Genomic DNA, 18,750 nt, shown 5'->3' with positions numbered 1-18,750 from the left:
TTTATATTTTTTGGTTAAGTTTGATGATGAGCGCCCATTCCACCGCTTGGTGGATGGGCGTTTTTTCGTTATGTTTGCTCATGACCATCTCAATGCCACAAATGCAACACATCGCCGTCATCGGATCAGGCACCATGGGCAACGGCATCGCCCATACATTCGCGCAATTCGGGTTCAAAGTCGCACTGATAGACATTAAGCCCGGGGCGCTGGAAAGCGCGCTGGTCACCATCAGCAGCAACCTGGACCGCCAAATGGCCAAAGGTATTGTCTCTGAAGACGACAAGGTCGCCATACTCGATCGTATTACCCCTTATACGCGCCTGGACGAAGGCGTACGGCAGGCGGAACTGGTGGTAGAAGCGGCAACGGAAAGCGAGTCTGTCAAGCTGAAACTGTTCAGCGACCTGGACGGCCTGTGCAGCAAAGATACCATCCTCGCCTCCAATACATCCTCCATTTCCATCACGAAAATCGCTGCGGCCACGCATCGCCCCGACAAAGTTATCGGCATGCATTTCATGAATCCGGTGCCGGTCATGAAACTCGTAGAAGTGATTAAAGGATACCGTACTTCCGAGCATACAACAAGCACGGTGATAGCACTTTCTGAACGGCTGGATAAAGTTCCGGTAGAAGTGAACGATTATCCCGGCTTTGTGGCCAACCGGATTTTGATGCCCATGATTAATGAAGCGATTTACGCCTATTATGAGGGAGTAGCAGACGCGGAAGCGATTGACACCGTGATGAAACTCGGTATGGCGCATCCCATGGGGCCGCTGCAGCTGGCCGACTTCATCGGCCTGGATGTGTGCCTTTCGATTTTGCGGGTGCTGCATGAAGGCTTCGGGCAACCCAAGTATGCCCCATGCCCGCTGCTGGTCAATATGGTGGCGGCCGGCCAGCTGGGCAGGAAATCCGGGCAGGGGTTTTATAAGTATTGATGCGGGGTTCCCTGAATTGCCCCGTAATGTGTATTTTTGCGCTATGAAAACGCTTGACGTGCGCGGGAACAAATTTCCCCAATTTGCCGATATGGTAATCCATGAAGATGACAACCTGATTGTCATCAACAAACCGCCGTTTCTGGCGTCGCTGGACGAGCGCGAGGGGGGAGAGTTGAGCGTACTGCGGCTGGCGAAGAAATACCACGCCGACGCGCAGGTGTGCCATCGGCTGGATAAGGAAACCTCCGGACTGCTGCTGATAGCCAAAAACCCCGAAACTTACCGGCTGGTGTCCATCGAATTTGAACGCCGCAGGGTAACGAAGGTTTACCATGCCGTCATCGGGGGCACACACGTTTTCGAAGACCTGTTGGTGGATCTGCCCATCCTGAACCTGGGCAACAAGAATGTCACCATCGATCGTGCCAACGGCAAGCGTGCCGAAACCTATTTCCGGTCGCTGCGCTATTTCAAGCATTACACATTGGTAGAATGCCGTCCGGTTACCGGACGGATGCACCAGATTCGCATACACCTGGCCACCCAGCACGCGGCCATCGTGGGCGACACGCTGTATAAGGGACAGCCCGTTTACCTCTCACAGATCAAGAAGCGGGGATTTACGTTGGGCAAGGGGCAGGAAGAGCAGCCCATCATGCGGCGGTTTGCCCTCCACGCCCGTGAACTGCACTTTTCCATTGAAGGCGAAGAATACCATTTTGAGGCAGCTTATCCAAAAGATTTCGCGACCTTGCTCAGGCAGCTCGAGAAATTCGACGACTGACCCACCGTAATGGCCGAAGGCTGCTACAACAGGTGGGCCGGGCCGCGGACGTTAAGCCCCAGTGCCTTGTTCAGTTCGCCGATAAAATAGGTGGACAGTAAGGGCGATTCAAGCTCAACGTTCTGATGCACGAAAAAGTACAGCGAGCGCAGGCCGGCATCCCGCCATTCCCGGATGCGGGCCACCCAGTCATCCAGCCGCCTTTTGTCCGTCGGGTGGTTGGCACCTACATAACGCACAAACGCCGTGGGCGTCGTAAGCCGCATATGCAGCATATCCCTGCGCCCTGCGGTATCCACGATAATGTTGGCGACCCCAGTTTCTTCCAATAAGCGGTACAAGCGCTGGCTTACATCGGCGTCGGCAAACCACTCGGCATTGCGCACTTCCACCGCCAGGGGGACAGCGTTGGCAAACTTGCGGATGAACTGCTCCAGGCGCTGGAAATCTTTGGGCTTGAAGTTGTCGTGCAATTGCAGGAAACTGACCCCCAACTGCTCTTCAAACAGGGCAATGGCATCACAGAACGCTGTCATTTTATCATCCACATTCAGCAGACGGCCGTAGTGGCTGATGGATTGCGGCACCTTGGGGAAAAACTTGAAATCGGCGGGTGTTTTGGCCTTCCAGGTCTCCACCTGCTGTTTGTCGGGCGAATTGTAGAACGTGCCGTTCAGTTCGATGCTGTTGAACTGGGTGGCGTAATAGACCAGTTCATCCTTGGTGCCCCTGGGGTAGAATCCTTTGAGATCCTGTCGGTTCCATTTGGCGCACCCCACAGATACCGTTAACTCCGCGTCCGTTTTCTCCTTACCCAGCAGCGCAAAGGTATCCGGATGGGTAGGAGGGAGCGTAAAGTCCACTGCCTCGGGGTTGTCAACGCTTCCGAATTTCATACGCCTGCCTTTTGTTTAATGTTTAAAATGCCGCACTCCTGTAATCACCATGGCCACGTCTTTCTCGTTTGCCATCTCCACCGATTCTTTATCGCGTATCGACCCGCCCGGCTGGGCGATGGCCGTGATGCCCGCCTCGGCGGCGATTTCCACACAGTCTGAGAAGGGAAAGAACGCGTCAGAAGCCAGCACCGCGCCATTGAGGTCAAACCCGAACGATTTGGCTTTCAGGATAGCCTGGCGCAACGCATCCACCCGCGAAGTCTGGCCCACGCCGCTGGCAGACAGCTGCCCGTCTTTGGCAAGGACAATGGCGTTTGATTTGGTATGTTTAACGATTTTATTGGCAAAGAACAGGTCTTCCAGTTCCCGCTCCGTAGGCTGCCGGTCTGTTACCGGCTCCATTTGTTCAGCGCCTTCAATAACCGCGTCTTTGTCTTGCTCGATGACGCCGTTTAAAAGCGACTTGAACTGCGTGGGAGGAAGCACGGTGGGCTTCCGCTTAAGCAATATCCGGTTTTTCTTGCCGGCCAGCAGCTGCAAAGCTTCCGCTGAATAGCCGGGTGCGATAAGCACCTCAAAAAAGAGCTTGTTGATTTCGGCCGCCGTTTCTGCATCGATTTCACCATTGCAGATAATTACCCCGCCAAAGGCCGAAACCGGGTCGCAGGCCAGTGCATCGAGCCAAGCAGACAGCAGATCGCTGCGCGACGCCACACCGCAGGCATTGGTATGTTTCAGGATGGCAAAAGTGGGCGCCTCAAACTCGTCTATCAGCGCCACGGCGGCGTCTATATCCACCAGGTTGTTGTAAGACAGCTCTTTTCCGTTCAGTTTGTCGAACAGTTTATCCAGCTGGCCATAGAAGACACCCCGCTGGTGAGGATTCTCGCCGTAGCGGAGTACCTGTGCCTGCTGTTCGCTTTTTTTGAATACCTGAAGCGGTTCGTCCTGGTTGAAGTATTCAAAGATCGCCGTATCGTAGTGCGACGACACGTTGAACGCCCGCTTGGCAAAATCCTTGCGGTGCTGCAAAAAAGTATACCCTTCGTTTTCGGCAAGGATATCCGCCAGCCGGCCATAGTCATTTTTGGAAGCAAGGATGACCACGTCGTTGAAATTCTTGGCTGCCGCACGGATAAGCGATATCCCGCCGATATCTATTTTCTCGATGATGTCCTGCTCAGCCGCTCCAGACGCCAGGGTCTCTTCAAACGGGTAGAGGTCTACAATCACCAGGTCTATTTCCGGTATTTCGTATTCCTGCAACTGCTGGCCGTCGGCTTCCAGGGGCCTGCGCGATAAGATACCGCCGAAGACTTTCGGGTGCAGCGTTTTTACCCGCCCCCCAAGTATCGAAGGATAACCGGTAAGGTCCTCTACCGGCACCACGTCGTACCCCAGTTCACGGATAAATGTTTCGGTGCCGCCGGTAGAATAAAAGGTAACACCGAATTCGTGCAGCAAGCGGATTAACGGGGCAAGGCCTTCTTTGTAATAAACGGAGACCAGCGCATTTTTTATTTTGACAGGATGGCTCATGTATAATGTAGCTATTTAATTTACGAGCCGCAAACTTACATCTTCTTCAGGAGGTTTTCAATTATTTTGGGATAATGCAGATGTTCCAGTTGCTGGCCCTTGAATTTGACCACCTCCAGACTGTCGCCCGGCTCGATGCGGAAACGCGCCTGGTAAATAATCTCCCCCTCGTCGAAATGCTCGTTTACAAAATGGATGGTAATGCCTGATTCCTCTTCCCCCGCATCCAGTATCGCCTGATGCACGCGGTCGCCATACATTCCTTTGCCCCCATAAGCCGGCAATAACGCCGGATGGATGTTGATGATTTTATTGGGGAATTTTTGCAGCAGGTTTTGCGGCACCAGCCAGAGAAAACCGGCCAGCACCACCAGGTCGATGTGGAGTTTTTCCAGCAACCGTACCACCTCATCGGTTTCGTAAAACGCCTGCCTGTCGAAGACATGCGTGGGCACCTCAAAATTATCTGCCCGTTGCAATACGTAAGCGTCCGGATTATTGCTCAGGATGAGCGCCACTTCGGCAGTGTCATGATGTTTAAAGTGCTCCATGATCTTCTGGGCATTCGAACCGGAGCCTGAAGCAAAAATAGCGATTCGTTTCTTCACGTTATTAATGATTGATATGCGTCTTTCCGCAGTGCCCTAACCGCACCGCCGGAGTGATAGGCCCTCCGTTTGCGCAACGTATGGCGTATCCAAACTTAGAAAAGTTCGTTAAATAAAACAAATGCCCCAAACGTTGAATAAATTCAACAAAGCCATTATCTTTGGGCACGCAAAAATAGTTTTTATACAGCGGCTAACCAAAAAACATATCCATTCACTGTTCGATATCCACGTTTCAACATGTTGGAGTTGTATTGGAATTGTGACAGTCTATCGGTTGTTTTGTTAATAGTATTTCTTAAAAAATGTCTTTTTATTGAAAAAATCATTAAAAATTACATATTTTGTTGCAAACTTCAATATTTAATTCGTTACTTTGCAGCATATAATTGTAAGTAACACTTAACTCATTCATATATGTGTGGAATCATCGGAGCTTTTGACTTAAAGACAAAGTCGGAAGAGTTACGTCCCCAGGTACTGAAGATGTCGAAGAAAATCCGTCATCGCGGACCGGACTGGTCGGGGATATATAGCTCAGAAAGAGCTATTTTAGCGCATGAACGTTTAGCAATTGTTGATCCCAAATCCGGGCAACAGCCCTTGTACAGCCCGAACCGGAATATCGTGCTTGCCGTAAACGGCGAGATATACAACCACCAGCAGCTCCGGAACCAACTGCCCGGCTACCAATTTTCCACACAATGTGACAGTGAGGTCATCTTGGCCTTATATGAACAGAAAGGACCGCATTTCATTGAAGACCTGAATGGAATCTTCGCGTTTGCGCTGTATGACGCTGAGCGCGACGCGTACCTTATTGCGCGTGATCACATCGGCATCATCCCGCTCTATATCGGTCGCGATGAAAAGGGGACGGTTTTTGTAGCCTCCGAGCTGAAGGCGCTTGAGGGGTATTGCAGCCACATAGAAACATTCCCTCCGGGGCATTACATTTACAGCAAGGAAGGCAGCGAGCCGAAGAAGTGGTATACGCGCGACTGGGAACAGTATGACCATGTGAAAGATAACGTAACCGATATCGACACCCTACGCAAGGGCCTGGAAGACGCCGTGCACCGCCAGCTGATGTCTGACGTGCCTTACGGAGTGCTGCTATCCGGCGGTTTAGACTCGTCGGTCATTGCGGCCATAACCAAGAAATTCGCCTCCCGACGGGTAGAATCAAACGATCAGGAAAAAGCCTGGTATCCACGGCTGCATTCGTTCGCCGTGGGGCTGAAAGGATCACCGGACCTGGTGGCGGCCAAGAAGGCGGCCGACCATATCGGCACCATCCACCACGAGATTAACTTTACCATCCAGGAAGGCCTGGACGCCATCCGCGATGTTATCTATCATTTAGAAACGTATGATGTAACCACCGTGCGCGCGTCTACGCCGATGTACCTGTTGGCGCGGGTCATTAAATCCATGGGCATCAAGATGGTGCTTTCCGGAGAAGGGTCGGACGAACTGTTTGGCGGCTATCTCTATTTCCATAAGGCGCCGAATGCCAAGGAGTTCCACGAGGAGACGGTCCGTAAGCTGGGTAAGCTGCACCTGTATGACTGCCTGCGGGCCAACAAGTCACTTGCCGCCTGGGGCGTAGAAGGCCGGGTGCCGTTCCTGGATAAGGAGTTTATCGACATTGCCATGCGGCTCAATCCCGAAGACAAAATGATCAGGGAAGGGCGCATGGAAAAATGGATTGTGCGCAAAGCCTTTGAAGACTACCTGCCCGAAAGCATTGCGTGGCGGCAAAAGGAGCAGTTTTCCGACGGGGTCGGGTACAGCTGGATAGATACGTTGAAAGCACAAGCCGAGGAACGCGTAAGCGACGAACAGCTTGCAGGTGCCGCAGAGCGGTTTCCCATCAATCCGCCGAAGAACAAGGAGGAATACCTATACCGGTCTATTTTCGCCGAGCATTTCCCGTCAGACACTGCTGCATTGACCGTGCCTTCGGTTAAATCCGTGGCTTGCAGCACGCCCGAGGCGCTGGCTTGGGACGCATCGTTCCAGAACCTGAACGACCCGTCCGGACGCGCCGTCGCTGCAGTCCACAACGAAAGCTACGAAAAAGAGAAATCCAAAGTAGCCGAAGCATTGTGATTAGTGGAAGGTGGTTGGTGGTTGGCTTCACGAACACCAACCACCAATCACCAATCACCAATCACCAGTCACCAGTCACCAGTCACCATTAAAGCGGCCTAATCCAGATATTGCGGAAACTCACCGGATTTCCGTGGTCCTGCAATACGATAGGGCCCGGTCCATGCGCCTGGTATTTGGGAATACCGATAAACTGGGTTGCGCCGTCGAGCTCCACGTTATTCTGCACCAGAACACCGTTGTGTAGCACTGTTACGCGGGCTTTGCTTATCAAGATGCCATCCGCATTGAAGCGCGGTGCCGTCCAGATAATATCATACGTCTGCCATTCACCGGGCGCCTTGGTCGCGTTCACCAGTGGCATACGCTGTTTATATAGACTGGCCGCCTGACCGTTGGAATAAGTGCGGTTATTATAACTATCCAACACCTGCACTTCATAACGCCCCTGCATGAAGACGCCGCTGTTGCCGCGGCCCTGGCCTTCGCCCTCGATTTCCGTCGGTGTCCGCCATTCCACATGCAGCTGGTAATCCGTAAACTCCTGTTTGGTCTGGATATTTCCCTTGCCCTTTACCACGGTAAAAGCACCGTCGGCCACATCCCATTCGGCGGGCGAAGAACCATCCTTAGCGCTCACCCATTCACTCAGCGACGTACCGTCGAACAATACGATGGCATCTGACGGCGCCTTGTCCGGTGCCGTGGTAACCACGCGCGGTTCCGGCTCCCATACTTCAGTTTCTTCAGGTTTCATTTTAGTCTGCTGTGCCAACACCGGAAGCGCCAACAGCGCCAGTGCTCCGGTAGAAATTAACGCGTTACAATTCATTACTATTATCTTACTTGGTTTATTTACATGCCGTTGCGTTAGGCTAACTAAACGCATTTATTCCCGTGACGTCCATCCCCGTAATCAGCAGATGGATATCATGAGTACCCTCGTAGGTAACCACGGATTCCAGGTTCATCATGTGCCGCATGATGGGGTACTCGCCGGTGATGCCCATGCCGCCAAGCACCTGTCTGGCCTCTCGGGCCACGTGGAGTGCTGTGGCCACGCTGTTGCGTTTAGCCATGGATATCTGGGCCGGCGTAGCGCGGTCTTCATTTTTCAGCGTGGCCAGGCGCCATACCAGCAATTGCCCCTTGGTAATTTCCGTGATCATTTCGGCCAGTTTTTTCTGCTGCAGCTGGAACCCTGCAATAGGCTTGCCGAACTGCTCCCGTTCCCTGGCGTAGCGCAGCGCGGTGTCATAGCAATCCATTGCCGCGCCCAGCGCGCCCCATGCAATACCATAGCGGGCCTGATTGAGGCAACTCAACGGTCCGCGCATCCCCGTAACACCCGGCAGGATATGGCTTTTGGGTACGCGCACGTTGTCAAACACCAGTTCGCCCGTAGCCGAAGCCCGCAAGCTCCACTTATTGTGCGTTTCCGGCGTACTGAACCCTTCCATGCCGCGCTCCACGATGATGCCCTGTACCTTTCCTTCCGGGTTTTTGGCCCACACGATGGCGATATCGGCAAAGGGCGCATTGGAAATCCACATCTTGGCGCCGTTGAGCACCACATGATCCCCGTCGTCCTCAAAGCGCGAGATCATTCCCGCCGGGTTGGAGCCGTGGTCAGGCTCGGTAAGGCCAAAGCAGCCAATGAGTTCCCCGTTGGCCAACCTGGGCAGGTAATTCCTTTTCTGCTCCTCGCTGCCGAACGCATAGATGGGGTACATCACCAGCGACCCCTGCACAGAAGCCGTTGAGCGGATGCCCGAATCACCCCGTTCCAGCTCCTGCATCATGATGCCGTACGCCAGGTAGTCGAGCCCGGCACCGCCATACTCCTCGGGGATGGTAGGGCCGAACAGCCCCAACTGTGCCATGCCGGGAAGCAGCTGGCGCGGAAACTCCGCCCGCTGGGCATATTCTTCAATGATCGGCAGCAGCTCCCTGTTGACCCACTGCCGCACGCTGTCGCGGATAAGCCGGTGCTCCTCACCGATGAGTTCGTCCAGGAGGTAATAATCCGGCGCTTTATATTGGCTCATATCGTCTATTTAGCATACAAGTATAGGGATAAAATCTGGTTTAATGAATAGGTAATTCCCGATGGTTATCCGGTAAACCGCCTTCTTTTCGCGTTTTTAGCAGTCTTCAAAAAAAAAGGCCCGGAGGCGTACTTCCCTATACCAGCCACTATTTGCCCAGCCGTAAAAATATAACCTGCAATGTGACGAACAGTGTTATGAACTTTTTCTATGAAAAAAAATACTCACTTTCGGGTATTTTTTTAACTTTACCGGGCGAAATAACCTAAAACTTAGACTGATGACCGATTTGTTGCCTGCTGGATTCAATTGCAGTGATGCGGTGCGCAATGTGGCCGTGCGAAAACTGGCTGCGCTTGAGGCGATTGCTGATGAACTGCCGGTTTATATCATCCATGATGTGCGTGATTTTACCGTGGTTTACATGTCACAGCGTGGCTTGCAGGCGCTGGGGGCTACCCAAGAAGAAATACGGCAGCTTGGACAGGACTATTTCACCAAGTTTTTCAATCCGGACGATGTGCAGTTCTACCTGCCTAAGTTCATGGAGTTGCTGAAGGTTCCTAACCAAACACAATGGTTTTCCTTTTTCCAACAGGTGGCCACCGGGCAGAACCAATCTTTTGAATGGTACCTGAGTGCATCCCGGCCATTCGTTTACGATGAAGAAGATAGGCCGCTGCTGTCGCTCACCTTTGCCCTGCAACTGGATCCAAACCATCACCTCGCCGAGAAGGCGGAACGGCTCATGGCCGAAAACCTGTTGCTGAAGGATAATTACCATCGTTTCGCCTCGTTGACCAAACGGGAAAAGGAATTGCTGCAATACATCGCCTCGGGCGAAAATCCAACAAACATCAGCGAACGGGCTTATATCTCGCAAAAGACGCTGAATACCCACCGGAGAAACATCAAACGGAAATTAGGTGCAAAAACACACTATGATATCATCAGGTTTGCACAGGCATTCAATCTGGTGTAGCAAGCGATTTACCAGAGCGGCTTGATCAGATCCACGGTTTTCCGGTGTACGGGGATTTTCTTTCCATAGGGTGGACAGGGCTCCCGCAGCAACTGGCAAGCGTCAAAGTCTCCGAGGTATTCAAAAATGTAATGCTGCTCTTTGAATGTCCGTGCGCGCCCGACGGTGAGCGTATGATCCAGCTTGCCATTGATTTTGATTTCAACAGGCTCATTGATTTTCAGCTCACACAATTTAAAGTTGTTCCTTTTGGGCATGCCGACTTCGAAATGGTCGTACCGGAGGTGAAGTTCAATCGGAGGGCCTTTTTTTAACTCGAAAATGTCAAGTACGTTGCGTCTTGCAAAATGGAAACAACGATTGGGTGTGCCCTGGCCGGTATCATTATTGTCTTCCATCGTAATCAGGTCGCAGCCGCTGAAACTGGGGTCATCCACAATGGTCCGGGGCAGGAAAAGTTGCTGGTCTTGTATGTAGCCCGCTTTCGAGGAGATTTCTTTCCATGCCAGTTGCTCAGCCCTGTCCGCATACGCTTTCCCCTCTTTACCGTAAACATGAATATTGCGGAAAATCTGGATGATGCTGACGGGGCGTTTGAAGGTGATTTGCATGATTCAATCGATGAAATTTTTAACGGGGCAAAAGCAAAAAAACACCCTGTTTCTGGTATTTTTCAGTCTTATTCTGTGCTTTCAGGTAAAAAAAATAGTTTTTTTATCAGGATAAAGGTTAAAAATTCGCGATCCCGGTCTCTTTGGATTCATTGTTATTTCGTTCCCTTATTTTAATTTTTGATTGCATTACTTTCAAGTAAAGATTTCATTTGGGTTATCGCCACTTTATTGAGTTCGATGAGACGTTCTTTTTGTGATAGCCCTTGTCGGATAAGTAAAGCGTTAATACTTTCCATGTTGCTTAATACGACTAATTGTTCCAATGTTGCATCGTCTCTGATATTTCCGTCTTTGTCAGGATTGTTGTCTCGCCATTCTTTTGCGGTAATCCCGAACAGGGCAACATTCAACAAATCGGCTTCGTTGGCGTAAACAAAACTTGCCTGTTGTTTGGTAATTTTGTTTGGTATCAGATTTTCTTTGATGGCGTCTGTGTGGATATGATAATTTACATTTGGCTAATGTCCGTTGCAAGTTCCATTCTAATTTCAGCCGGTTGTTTTCATCGTCTTTTAGGCGTTGAAATTCTTTGATAACGTAGAGCTTAAATTCTATGGAAATCCATGAAGCAAACTCTAAAGCGATGTCTTTGTGTGCATAAGTTCCGCCATATCTTCCCGATTTTGATACTATTCCAATGGCATTGGTGCTTTCTATCCAACGTTTTGGGGTCATCACAAAACTGTTTAATCCGGCTTGTTTTTTAAACCCGTCGAATTCGACGGGTTTAAATTAGGGTTGTATATCGTTTCCAAAAACCCAGTAATTCAATGGTATTCCGGTTTCTCATCCAATTTTTGATGATATCGTCCGTATGTCCAGCATCTTTATGTCGGGCAATATCTGTAAGGCTTATAAAATCGGCTTCGTCTTGGGTAATGACCTTTATACTCGATTGTATAACTTGTAGAATTCTTCCTTTTGCCATTTTTTGTATCTATAAGCACTAAAGTTACAAAAAGAAATTATGTTAGTCAGTTGAGTTAGCGTTGTTGCTGTTCACGTCCTCGAAAAACGCCCGGAGGCGGTCAACGTTGGGCGGCGACGTATAGCAGCCCCATTCATAATAGCCCTCGTGCGCTTCAAAACACACACGCACCCAGCAGCCGTCGCCCTTTGTCCAGTAAAATTCGGGTTCCAGCGCTTCCCCCGCAGCATGGTCGATTTCCGTTTCCCGATTCCGGAAATCCTCATAAAAAGCCATGAAGCTGTCCGGTGAAAACTCAAGCTGCAGTTCCGGTAAACCGGCCGACAACAACCGCAGCAGACTGTGTATGCCTGCATAGCTTCGGTAGACCAGTTGCAAGGCAGGGATGTCAGGCGGTGAAGGATAGGAATGTGTGGTCATGTGTTAATCTTTTGACTGTTTATTGTTGCGTACCATGCGGGCAAACTCCGTAAGGAAACTGTCGGGATGCCGGGCAATGAACCGCGAAACCGAATCGTATGTCTGGTCCCTTATTACATCGGTTTCCCAGTCGGAAAACAGCCTGTCCAGGTTTATTCCGTTCGCTTTATTCACGTGATACACCAGGTCCAGGACGTAGCCCAGCAATTCACCGCCTGCCGTACCGCTGTCCCTGTAGAAAAACGAGACCGTATCGCCGCTATCGTAACGTATCAGGAGTGCACCGATATCATCAGCCGAGGTGGGCAGGGGATAAATCGAAGCGATACCGGTAAAATCAACCGTTTTATCGATGACCATGGGTTTCTCACCCCGCTTGGTAAAAACAGCCCGGTAGCGGAACTCCCCGTTTTCCGCTACGCGGAAATTATCGCCGGCAAACTGCAGGCGTATTTTGTCTTCGCCGGCCCCATGCCGGCTTCCATGTGCCTGTTGCTGCAATCCGGCTATGCGGCTTACGAGCATCGCCAGTGTATCCCGCTGGTTTCCGTAAACCGCGTGCCATGCAGCGGTCTCACTCATCGTATGAGCTCGCAACGATAAAGATATATGACTGATAATTAGGGTGAACAGAATGACTTTTACTTTCATCTGATGACGTTTCTTTTTCCGGCCGAAGAGGATATCAGTCTATTGTAAAAATAGGAGATCAAACATATGCATAAAATACTCAAAAGTAGGTATTTTTATTCGTCCCCTCCGTTGGATTCCGCTTTCGGCTTCCGCTTAAAAGACGTATCTTCGTTACATGTTACGCAAATACCCCATCGGCCTCCAGAGCTTCCGGAAAATCCGGGAAGACGGTTATATCTACATCGACAAGACGGAGATCATCTACCAGCTAGTAACTACCGGTGTTTATTATTTCCTGAGCCGCCCCCGGCGTTTTGGCAAAAGCCTCCTGCTGGACACAATAGAGGAGCTTTTTAAGGGGAACAAAGCGCTGTTTGAAGGATTGTGGATATACGATAAATGGGACTGGTCTAAAACCCATCCGGTAATCCATTTCAATTTTGCCGACCTGGGTGTCCGCACGGAGGGGCTGGAAGCGGCCATCCACCGAGGGCTTGCCGACAATGCAGCACAACTCGGCATACAGCTGAGCGATTTCAGCTATGACCAGCAATTCAAAGAGCTGATTGTCAAGGCGTCGACCACCCATGGGCAGGTGGTGATATTAATCGACGAATACGACAAGCCGCTGATCGACTATCTCGATGATCCGGCCAAACTGGAAGCACACCGCTCGGTGATGAAGAGCTTCTACTCGGTATTGAAGGGGCAGGACGAACATATCCGGCTGTTATTGCTCACCGGCGTGAGCCGGTTCAGTAAGGTGAGTCTGTTTTCGGACTTGAATCATCTGGAAGACATCACACTCGGCAGGCAGTTCAATCCGCTGGTCGGCATTACCCAGCCGGAGCTGGAGCGGACATTCGCCCCGGAAATCGAAGAACTCCGGGCCGCCGACCCTGCTATCCTCGAAACCATCAAGCATTGGTACAACGGCTATACGTGGGGAGGAACAGATACATTGTATAATCCGTTTTCTTTGCTCAACTTTTTGAAAAGCCGGGAGTTTCAGAATTATTGGTTCCAGACCGGTACACCCGCATTTTTCTACGATATGATCCGCCGCAACCCGAGGCTGGAATTTCCCAGCGGGGAAGTGCTCGTAGGGCCGGAGTCGCTCAACGACCTGCTGGGGCACAGCGTAGCCTACGGCGGCCCCGACAGCATCGAACCGGTGACCATCCTTTTCCAGACGGGGTACCTGACTGTCAAGGATTACGATGCAAAAACCCGGATATATACACTGGACTTCCCCAATCTGGAAGTAAGGGAAAGCATGCAGGTATTCCTGCTATCTGCGTACAGTTACGAAACCTCGGGCAAGGTACGCCCCAACGTGCTGCGCCTTTTGCAGGCATTCCGTGCCGGGGACATCAAACAGGTGATGACACTGGTCGATACGCTGTTTTCCCACATTCCCAACACACTGTGGGCGGGAGCGAAAGAACAGTTTTACCACGCCATCATCCAGAATACCTTCGGCCTGCTGGATGTGATGATGGAGAGCGACCGGAACTACGCCGCTACGCGGCCGGACATCACGGTGTTCACGCCCACGCACATCTACGTGCTGGAGTTCAAGCTGGACCAGCCTGCCGAAACGGCGCTGAACCAGATCATCGAAAAGGATTATTTCCGCCCGTTCCAGTCCGACGGCCGAAAGAAAGTGGCTATCGGCGTGCGTTTTTCCTCAGAAAAGAAAGCCGTTGAAGCTTATCTGGTAAGGGATGTCGGACCGTGATTTATACCAGAGTATAATTCCCCCGGAAACTGGGGCAGTAGATTAAATTATAACTTTGTTTAAATTTACTGTATTATGAGTAGAAGGAAATTCACTTCGGACTTCAAGACCAAAGTTGTTTTGGAGGCCTTGAGCGAGCGTTACACGATCCAGGAATTGGGTCGTAAGCATGAGATCCATCCTGCGCAGATCAGCGCTTGGAAGGCCCAGTTTCTGCAAAACGCGGGCTCAGTTTTTGACCAGCCGGTCAAGGACGCCAAGACTGAAGCCCAGGAGAAAGAAGAGCACTACCTGAAGGTAATCGGTCAGCAGAAGATTGAGATTGATTTTTTAAAAAAAGCCTTGTCATGAACAGAAATAGACGGCAGCGACTGCAGCTGATTGACAAGGCGAGGCGTTTGAGTATTGGCCGACAAGGTGAGTTGGTTGGGGTATCGCGCAGTAGTTTTTACTATAAACCGGTAACCCAGAGCAGGCTTAACCTAGAGCTGATGCGTCTGATCGACGAAGAATATATGCTGCACCCTTGGCTGGGTGTCCCGCGGACGACCACCTGGCTACGGAAAGATAAGGGTTATCAGATCAATCCCAAACGCATTGAGCCCCTTTACCGTCTGATGGGGCTCTCGGCCGTTGGACCTAAACCCAACACGAGTAAACGTGGTAAGGGATCGCAGCACCGGGTTTATAAATATCTTTTAGGGATGTAAAGGTAGAACGCTGCAATCAGGTTTGGGCTATGGATATCACCTATATTCCCGTCCAGGGCGGGTATCCGTATTTATGTGCCATTATTGACCTGTACAGCCGCTATGTAGTGGGCTGGTCTTTGTCTAATACGATGAGCTCGGAATGGTGCAGGCAGACCCTGCAAGCCTCCACAGAACAGTATGGCGTTCCGGAAATACTTAATACCGATCAGGGCAGCCAGTTCACCGCTTATGAATTCTGTGATTGGGTCACTCATCCTCATCAGGGAATCCGGCTCAGCATGGATGGTAATGGACGGGCGATCGACAACATCTTCGTCGAACGGTTATGGAGGAGTGTTAAATACGAACATGTATATCTGTTCCCCGCCAGCGATGGCTTGCAGTGCTATCAGGGGTTACAAACCTATTTTGAATACTATAACTCGGAAAGAAGACACCAGAGTCTGGAAGATCAAATCCCAAAGACCGTTTACAAAATGGTGCCAAAAAAAGCAGCATAATGGAAAACCAGATATCACTTAATTTTTTAACAAAATCTGTCCAAAGTTTTGGGGGAATTATATTCGGGCGAAGTCCAAAAATCACCTGAGGTTTTTAATCATCGCCAAGGCGTCTTTGGTAAGGCTATAAGTAATCGAAGCAAAGACCCCGATTCTATAGTGTTTGGCCATATAAGAAGATAAATCCGAGGTGGGAGGGATCTCAGTTCCCAACTTATCACCAATTGTGTATTCATATCCCGACTTCAAACGGCCTACATCTTTCAATGACGCGCCTAATGACAGGAATATGCGTTCGGATTTTCCCAAAAGCATTGTGGGGCCGATAAAGAAGTTGCTCAGTTGAATCTTGCCTTCATTGATGTCCAGCCCCAGTCCGGCGCTGCCACCCCAAGCGATATACCCGGTTCTTCGCCGGCTCATGGTAACCATACCCAACACGGCGGGCGCAACCATATGGTCTGGACCGGCCTTGGTTATCCGCGATTCTGTATCTAACTCATAGGTGGGAGCATTCCAATAATAGCTTGCGGCCAATCCAAGACTGAAGTCGACCCGTGTGCCTCCATACAAAGGCTGGCGGTAAGTGAAATTCTTTTCCCGGTACAGTGCGTTTGGATGGACAGGGCGCCGTTTAGCAATCTTGACCTCAAACTGCAGCAAGTCGTTCTCCGGCTGGATTGGGCTTGAATGAAAATTGTATTGCGTGCTGTCACTGAGAATTGATGCTACCCAAATGGCTTGTTTTATAATATTGTCAGCCGCATAATCTGCGAACCATTTCGAAAGTCCATCGGCTTTTGCTTTCAAAAAATTGGGGTAGGCCTGCGCTTTGGCAATACCGCTGGGTTCCATGATACTGTCCAACGCCGGTGTGTAAATCAACCGGAAATAGGCATCCGCTAATTCGGAATGACTACGTTTATAATTGTCTATTTCATTGAGGCTTTTGAAGAGCTCCGCTGACATCCTATCAACATCTCCTTTGAATTGCCGTTTAAACAGGTTGTAATCCAGTTGCGGGTTATCCGCTACGGCATTGATCGAATTGGTGTAACGCAGCATTCTGAGAAGATAACGGCTGTCGATGAGAAAGGCATCATACTTTTGAATAAAGGTAGATAGCAGGCTCTCGTATGTTTTCAACGCGTCATTGACTTCTTTTTGCAATTTCTTTGTCTTATACTCGATTTCCGTCAGGCGTTTCTTTGCCTCGGACTGCAGGGTATCATATTCGGCTTTCCTTATTTCCTCCATTTCCTTCACTTTTGCTATCGCTGCGCTGTCTTTAGATTGAGCATTAGTGGTGTCGTTCCCTATTTTCGATATATGGCTTTCTATCCGGTTCAAGCTGTCTTGATAAGATTGAAGCTTTTCCTTCAACTCCCAGCTCTGTTCTTGCAGTTTAACAATTTCAGAAATCTTGTTAAAAGATTCCTGGTTTTTCGATTTCCCGTCCGTTCCGTTTTTGAAATCAGCTGTCACCAATTCCGGCGCTTGGTTCGCCACACTACTATTTACTTCGACCTGCGTAGCCGATAACTTTTCAGCTCCTTTTTGGAGTTCCGAATTCGTAATTGCTTCCAGCAGTTCCTTGTCAAAAGAAGATCTTGCCACAACCGAATCTTTAGGCGTTACAGTTACAGTATAGGCAAATGGATTGATGTTCCGAATCTCAAAAACCACCGGGGTGTGTACCTTAATCCGCTTGATGTCCTTTAAATAACTCCCTGTTTGAAAGTTATACTGGATCCATGAAGTGCTATCCACAAAGTTTGTCTGCCCCCATAGGGCAACGGACCAAAAAGATAGAATTAAGATTAAGTTGACTGTTTTCATTTCTTTCGTTATTTTACAAATCCCTGCACCGAGAACGAAAATCCGTAAGGATAACTTGATATCCCTCTCTTCTCTGTTTCGCAACCCATTCGTCCAGGCTTCTCTTGGCCTGTTTCATCTCCGTTGTGTTTTTGTTCATTGATATTGTTTGCTTGCTATGATAGCTACACTTTCTATCCTATTTCAGGGCACAGTGTCTCGTTAGGTTGTCAATTACGTAAGTTTCGGCTATTATGGTACAAATTTACCCGGCGGTCATCGTTCAGGAAATACCCACTTTTGGGTATTTTTCATTTTGCTATGCGATGCGGGGGTCAACAAACATCAGCGGATATCATCAGGTTTGCACAGGTATTTGATTTGGTGTAATTGCTGTATTATCGGTAGGTTTGCTGTATGGAAAAAGTCCGTCAACGGGTGGCGCTTACCGATTTGCGCTTTTTTGCTTATCATGGCTTCTATCCGGAAGAACAGCTGCTTGGAAATGAGTTTACCGTGGCCTTGCACGTGGGGTTTACCAAAACGGGAGAACAGCAAGATGTGCTCACTAATACGGTAAACTACGAAGTGTTGTACAGCATCGTTAAAGACGAAATGCAGCAACCACGCAAACTGTTGGAAACCGTGGTAGAAGCGATACTGAACCGTGTGTTGCAGGAGTTTCCCTTCATCTGCGATGCGGAGGTAGCTATTACCAAGCTCCGGCCTCCTTTCGGCGGCGATCATGCCAAAGCCCAGGTTGCGTTGTTCTGGCAGCGGGAAAATTAGATTGGTGACAAAAAGTCATTTGTTATTTTAATTTGATGACAAAAAGTCATTTAAACAGTTTGATTTTCCTGTTGGTATATCTTTTGGAAAGCGGTTACCAGAAATTAAAAGCAAAGGAGGATTGAACAATGACATTGGTTAAATTTTCAAACAGCAACAAAAACAGGGGCGTGGATAATTGGGTAAATGACTTTTTCAGCCCGGTTTTTAATGATTCGTTTTTTTCGGATCGCTTCATTTCACGGGTTCCCGCGGTGAATGTAGCCGAGACCAACGATGCTTACCATATCGAGCTGGCGGCTCCGGGTCTGGACAAGGGGGATTTTAAAATCAATGTGGACGGTGATGTACTGACGATTTCCGGCGAGAAGAAGGTAGAAAACGCTGAGGAAAACAAAAAGTACAGCAAGCGTGAATATAGCTATACTTCATTTACCCGTTCATTTACGTTGCCGGACAGTATTGACCACAACCAAATCAGCGCCAACTACAAAGATGGTGTTTTGAGGGTCGACATCGCCAAAAAAGAAGAAGCCAAGATAGCTTCCCGCTTGATTGAAGTGCAGTAAGCATCAATGCGGAGGATTAATTGGGTAACCAGCTGGAAAA

21 protein-coding genes are annotated in these 18,750 nt (G+C 49.8%); 10 read left to right on the top strand and 11 right to left on the bottom strand.

All coding sequences use genetic code 11. The features are described from left to right. Positions 1-23 precede the first annotated feature (23 nt). On the top strand, positions 24-947 hold the full coding sequence (locus BM030_RS06670) for a 3-hydroxybutyryl-CoA dehydrogenase (RefSeq protein WP_317615099.1): 924 nt from the start codon (positions 24-26) through the stop codon (positions 945-947). A gap of 43 nt (positions 948-990) precedes the next feature. Beyond that, positions 991-1,734 (top strand): RluA family pseudouridine synthase, encoded by a 744-nt coding sequence (locus BM030_RS06665; protein ID WP_090972494.1) that lies wholly within the window; start codon positions 991-993, stop codon positions 1,732-1,734. A 23-nt stretch (positions 1,735-1,757) separates the two neighbouring features. On the opposite strand, the gene BM030_RS06660 is transcribed toward BM030_RS06665, so the two are convergent. Genes BM030_RS06660 through purN form a run of 3 tightly spaced genes read right to left on the bottom strand, consistent with a single transcriptional unit; the run spans position 1,758 to position 4,780 of the window. Beyond that, positions 1,758-2,630, bottom strand: coding sequence for a DUF72 domain-containing protein (locus BM030_RS06660; protein WP_090972492.1), 873 nt, complete (start codon positions 2,628-2,630; stop codon positions 1,758-1,760). 15 nt (positions 2,631-2,645) lie between these two features. Beyond that, positions 2,646-4,172, bottom strand: a complete 1,527-nt coding sequence (gene purH, locus BM030_RS06655) for a bifunctional phosphoribosylaminoimidazolecarboxamide formyltransferase/IMP cyclohydrolase (protein ID WP_090972490.1) — start codon at positions 4,170-4,172, stop codon at positions 2,646-2,648. Between the two features lie 35 nt (positions 4,173-4,207). Then, the gene (purN, locus tag BM030_RS06650; protein WP_090972488.1) at positions 4,208-4,780 is read right to left on the bottom strand and encodes a phosphoribosylglycinamide formyltransferase; all 573 of its coding nucleotides are present in this window, start codon (positions 4,778-4,780) and stop codon (positions 4,208-4,210) included. A gap of 417 nt (positions 4,781-5,197) precedes the next feature. Here purN and asnB point away from each other — a divergent pair, with 417 nt between their 5' ends. Continuing rightward, complete coding sequence (asnB, locus tag BM030_RS06645; RefSeq protein WP_090972486.1) at positions 5,198-6,895, top strand: asparagine synthase B; 1,698 nt, start codon at positions 5,198-5,200, stop codon at positions 6,893-6,895. 88 nt (positions 6,896-6,983) lie between these two features. Here asnB and BM030_RS06640 read toward each other — a convergent pair whose 3' ends face one another. Continuing rightward, on the bottom strand, positions 6,984-7,727 hold the full coding sequence (locus tag BM030_RS06640; RefSeq protein ID WP_090972484.1) for a 3-keto-disaccharide hydrolase: 744 nt from the start codon (positions 7,725-7,727) through the stop codon (positions 6,984-6,986). 43 nt (positions 7,728-7,770) lie between these two features. Continuing rightward, on the bottom strand, positions 7,771-8,943 hold the full coding sequence (locus BM030_RS06635; RefSeq protein ID WP_090972482.1) for an acyl-CoA dehydrogenase family protein: 1,173 nt from the start codon (positions 8,941-8,943) through the stop codon (positions 7,771-7,773). Between the two features lie 280 nt (positions 8,944-9,223). On the opposite strand from BM030_RS06635, the gene BM030_RS06630 reads away from it, so the two are divergent. Next, entirely contained in the window at positions 9,224-9,925 is a 702-nt protein-coding gene (locus BM030_RS06630) for a helix-turn-helix transcriptional regulator (protein WP_090972480.1), read from the top strand. 8 nt (positions 9,926-9,933) lie between these two features. Here the strand turns inward: BM030_RS06630 and BM030_RS06625 are convergent, their stop codons facing one another. The 5 genes from BM030_RS06625 to BM030_RS06610 form a co-directional block, all read right to left on the bottom strand. Beyond that, on the bottom strand, positions 9,934-10,536 hold the full coding sequence (locus BM030_RS06625; RefSeq protein WP_090972478.1) for a hypothetical protein: 603 nt from the start codon (positions 10,534-10,536) through the stop codon (positions 9,934-9,936). 357 nt (positions 10,537-10,893) lie between these two features. Then, positions 10,894-11,274: a KilA-N domain-containing protein gene (locus tag BM030_RS20330; RefSeq protein ID WP_262987340.1), complete on the bottom strand. Its 381-nt coding sequence runs from the start codon at positions 11,272-11,274 to the stop codon at positions 10,894-10,896. A gap of 52 nt (positions 11,275-11,326) precedes the next feature. Then, positions 11,327-11,527 carry a KilA-N domain-containing protein gene (locus BM030_RS20325; protein ID WP_262987339.1) on the bottom strand — a complete coding sequence of 67 codons (201 nt, stop codon included), beginning with the start codon at positions 11,525-11,527 and terminating at the stop codon, positions 11,327-11,329. A 42-nt stretch (positions 11,528-11,569) separates the two neighbouring features. Next, positions 11,570-11,947: a hypothetical protein gene (locus BM030_RS06615; protein WP_090972476.1), complete on the bottom strand. Its 378-nt coding sequence runs from the start codon at positions 11,945-11,947 to the stop codon at positions 11,570-11,572. 3 nt (positions 11,948-11,950) lie between these two features. Beyond that, positions 11,951-12,598, bottom strand: coding sequence for a hypothetical protein (locus BM030_RS06610; protein ID WP_170845651.1), 648 nt, complete (start codon positions 12,596-12,598; stop codon positions 11,951-11,953). Between the two features lie 157 nt (positions 12,599-12,755). Here BM030_RS06610 and BM030_RS06605 point away from each other — a divergent pair, with 157 nt between their 5' ends. The 4 genes from BM030_RS06605 (at position 12,756) to BM030_RS06590 (ending at position 15,534) form a co-directional block, all read left to right on the top strand. Further along, on the top strand, positions 12,756-14,321 hold the full coding sequence (locus BM030_RS06605; RefSeq protein ID WP_090972471.1) for an ATP-binding protein: 1,566 nt from the start codon (positions 12,756-12,758) through the stop codon (positions 14,319-14,321). Positions 14,322-14,396: 75 nt separating this feature from the next. Next, positions 14,397-14,672: a transposase gene (locus BM030_RS06600; RefSeq protein WP_090972469.1), complete on the top strand. Its 276-nt coding sequence runs from the start codon at positions 14,397-14,399 to the stop codon at positions 14,670-14,672. Next, positions 14,669-15,031, top strand: coding sequence for an IS3 family transposase (locus tag BM030_RS06595; RefSeq protein ID WP_090972467.1), 363 nt, complete (start codon positions 14,669-14,671; stop codon positions 15,029-15,031). The genes BM030_RS06600 and BM030_RS06595 overlap by 4 nt, the downstream gene beginning before the upstream one ends. Then, positions 15,013-15,534: a DDE-type integrase/transposase/recombinase gene (locus BM030_RS06590; protein ID WP_262987341.1), complete on the top strand. Its 522-nt coding sequence runs from the start codon at positions 15,013-15,015 to the stop codon at positions 15,532-15,534. The genes BM030_RS06595 and BM030_RS06590 overlap by 19 nt, the downstream gene beginning before the upstream one ends. 81 nt (positions 15,535-15,615) lie before the next feature. Here the strand turns inward: BM030_RS06590 and BM030_RS06585 are convergent, their stop codons facing one another. Further along, entirely contained in the window at positions 15,616-17,373 is a 1,758-nt protein-coding gene (locus tag BM030_RS06585; RefSeq protein ID WP_090972463.1) for a coiled-coil domain-containing protein, read from the bottom strand. 396 nt (positions 17,374-17,769) lie between these two features. On the opposite strand from BM030_RS06585, the gene folB reads away from it, so the two are divergent. Next, the gene (gene folB / locus BM030_RS06580; protein ID WP_090972460.1) at positions 17,770-18,141 is read left to right on the top strand and encodes a dihydroneopterin aldolase; all 372 of its coding nucleotides are present in this window, start codon (positions 17,770-17,772) and stop codon (positions 18,139-18,141) included. A gap of 128 nt (positions 18,142-18,269) precedes the next feature. Continuing rightward, the gene (locus tag BM030_RS06575) at positions 18,270-18,710 is read left to right on the top strand and encodes an Hsp20/alpha crystallin family protein (protein ID WP_090972458.1); all 441 of its coding nucleotides are present in this window, start codon (positions 18,270-18,272) and stop codon (positions 18,708-18,710) included. Positions 18,711-18,750 lie beyond the last annotated feature (40 nt).

The sequence above is a fragment of the Parapedobacter composti genome, from assembly GCF_900112315.1.
Classification (GTDB): Bacteria; Bacteroidota; Bacteroidia; order Sphingobacteriales; family Sphingobacteriaceae; genus Parapedobacter; species Parapedobacter composti.
The sequence above is the reverse complement of the archived record's forward strand: the minus strand, read 5'-3'. Positions and strand labels throughout refer to the sequence as shown.

What these genes read in the sequence shown, in the direction of transcription:
- folB (WP_090972460.1), top strand. Translation starts at nt 17,770, where the DNA reads ATGGAAAAAGTCCGTCAACGGGTGGCGCTTACCGATTTGCGCTTTTTT.
- BM030_RS06625 (WP_090972478.1), bottom strand. Translation starts at nt 10,536, where the DNA reads ATGCAAATCACCTTCAAACGCCCCGTCAGCATCATCCAGATTTTCCGC.
- BM030_RS06660 (WP_090972492.1), bottom strand. Translation starts at nt 2,630, where the DNA reads ATGAAATTCGGAAGCGTTGACAACCCCGAGGCAGTGGACTTTACGCTC.
- BM030_RS06665 (WP_090972494.1), top strand. Translation starts at nt 991, where the DNA reads ATGAAAACGCTTGACGTGCGCGGGAACAAATTTCCCCAATTTGCCGAT.
- BM030_RS06640 (WP_090972484.1), bottom strand. Translation starts at nt 7,727, where the DNA reads ATGAATTGTAACGCGTTAATTTCTACCGGAGCACTGGCGCTGTTGGCG.
- asnB (WP_090972486.1), top strand. Translation starts at nt 5,198, where the DNA reads ATGTGTGGAATCATCGGAGCTTTTGACTTAAAGACAAAGTCGGAAGAG.
- BM030_RS20330 (WP_262987340.1), bottom strand. Translation starts at nt 11,274, where the DNA reads ATGACCCCAAAACGTTGGATAGAAAGCACCAATGCCATTGGAATAGTA.
- BM030_RS20325 (WP_262987339.1), bottom strand. Translation starts at nt 11,527, where the DNA reads ATGGCAAAAGGAAGAATTCTACAAGTTATACAATCGAGTATAAAGGTC.
- BM030_RS06595 (WP_090972467.1), top strand. Translation starts at nt 14,669, where the DNA reads ATGAACAGAAATAGACGGCAGCGACTGCAGCTGATTGACAAGGCGAGG.
- BM030_RS06610 (WP_170845651.1), bottom strand. Translation starts at nt 12,598, where the DNA reads ATGAAAGTAAAAGTCATTCTGTTCACCCTAATTATCAGTCATATATCT.
- BM030_RS06575 (WP_090972458.1), top strand. Translation starts at nt 18,270, where the DNA reads ATGACATTGGTTAAATTTTCAAACAGCAACAAAAACAGGGGCGTGGAT.
- BM030_RS06615 (WP_090972476.1), bottom strand. Translation starts at nt 11,947, where the DNA reads ATGACCACACATTCCTATCCTTCACCGCCTGACATCCCTGCCTTGCAA.
- BM030_RS06630 (WP_090972480.1), top strand. Translation starts at nt 9,224, where the DNA reads ATGACCGATTTGTTGCCTGCTGGATTCAATTGCAGTGATGCGGTGCGC.
- BM030_RS06670 (WP_317615099.1), top strand. Translation starts at nt 24, where the DNA reads ATGATGAGCGCCCATTCCACCGCTTGGTGGATGGGCGTTTTTTCGTTA.
- BM030_RS06635 (WP_090972482.1), bottom strand. Translation starts at nt 8,943, where the DNA reads ATGAGCCAATATAAAGCGCCGGATTATTACCTCCTGGACGAACTCATC.
- purH (WP_090972490.1), bottom strand. Translation starts at nt 4,172, where the DNA reads ATGAGCCATCCTGTCAAAATAAAAAATGCGCTGGTCTCCGTTTATTAC.
- BM030_RS06600 (WP_090972469.1), top strand. Translation starts at nt 14,397, where the DNA reads ATGAGTAGAAGGAAATTCACTTCGGACTTCAAGACCAAAGTTGTTTTG.
- BM030_RS06605 (WP_090972471.1), top strand. Translation starts at nt 12,756, where the DNA reads ATGTTACGCAAATACCCCATCGGCCTCCAGAGCTTCCGGAAAATCCGG.
- BM030_RS06585 (WP_090972463.1), bottom strand. Translation starts at nt 17,373, where the DNA reads ATGAAAACAGTCAACTTAATCTTAATTCTATCTTTTTGGTCCGTTGCC.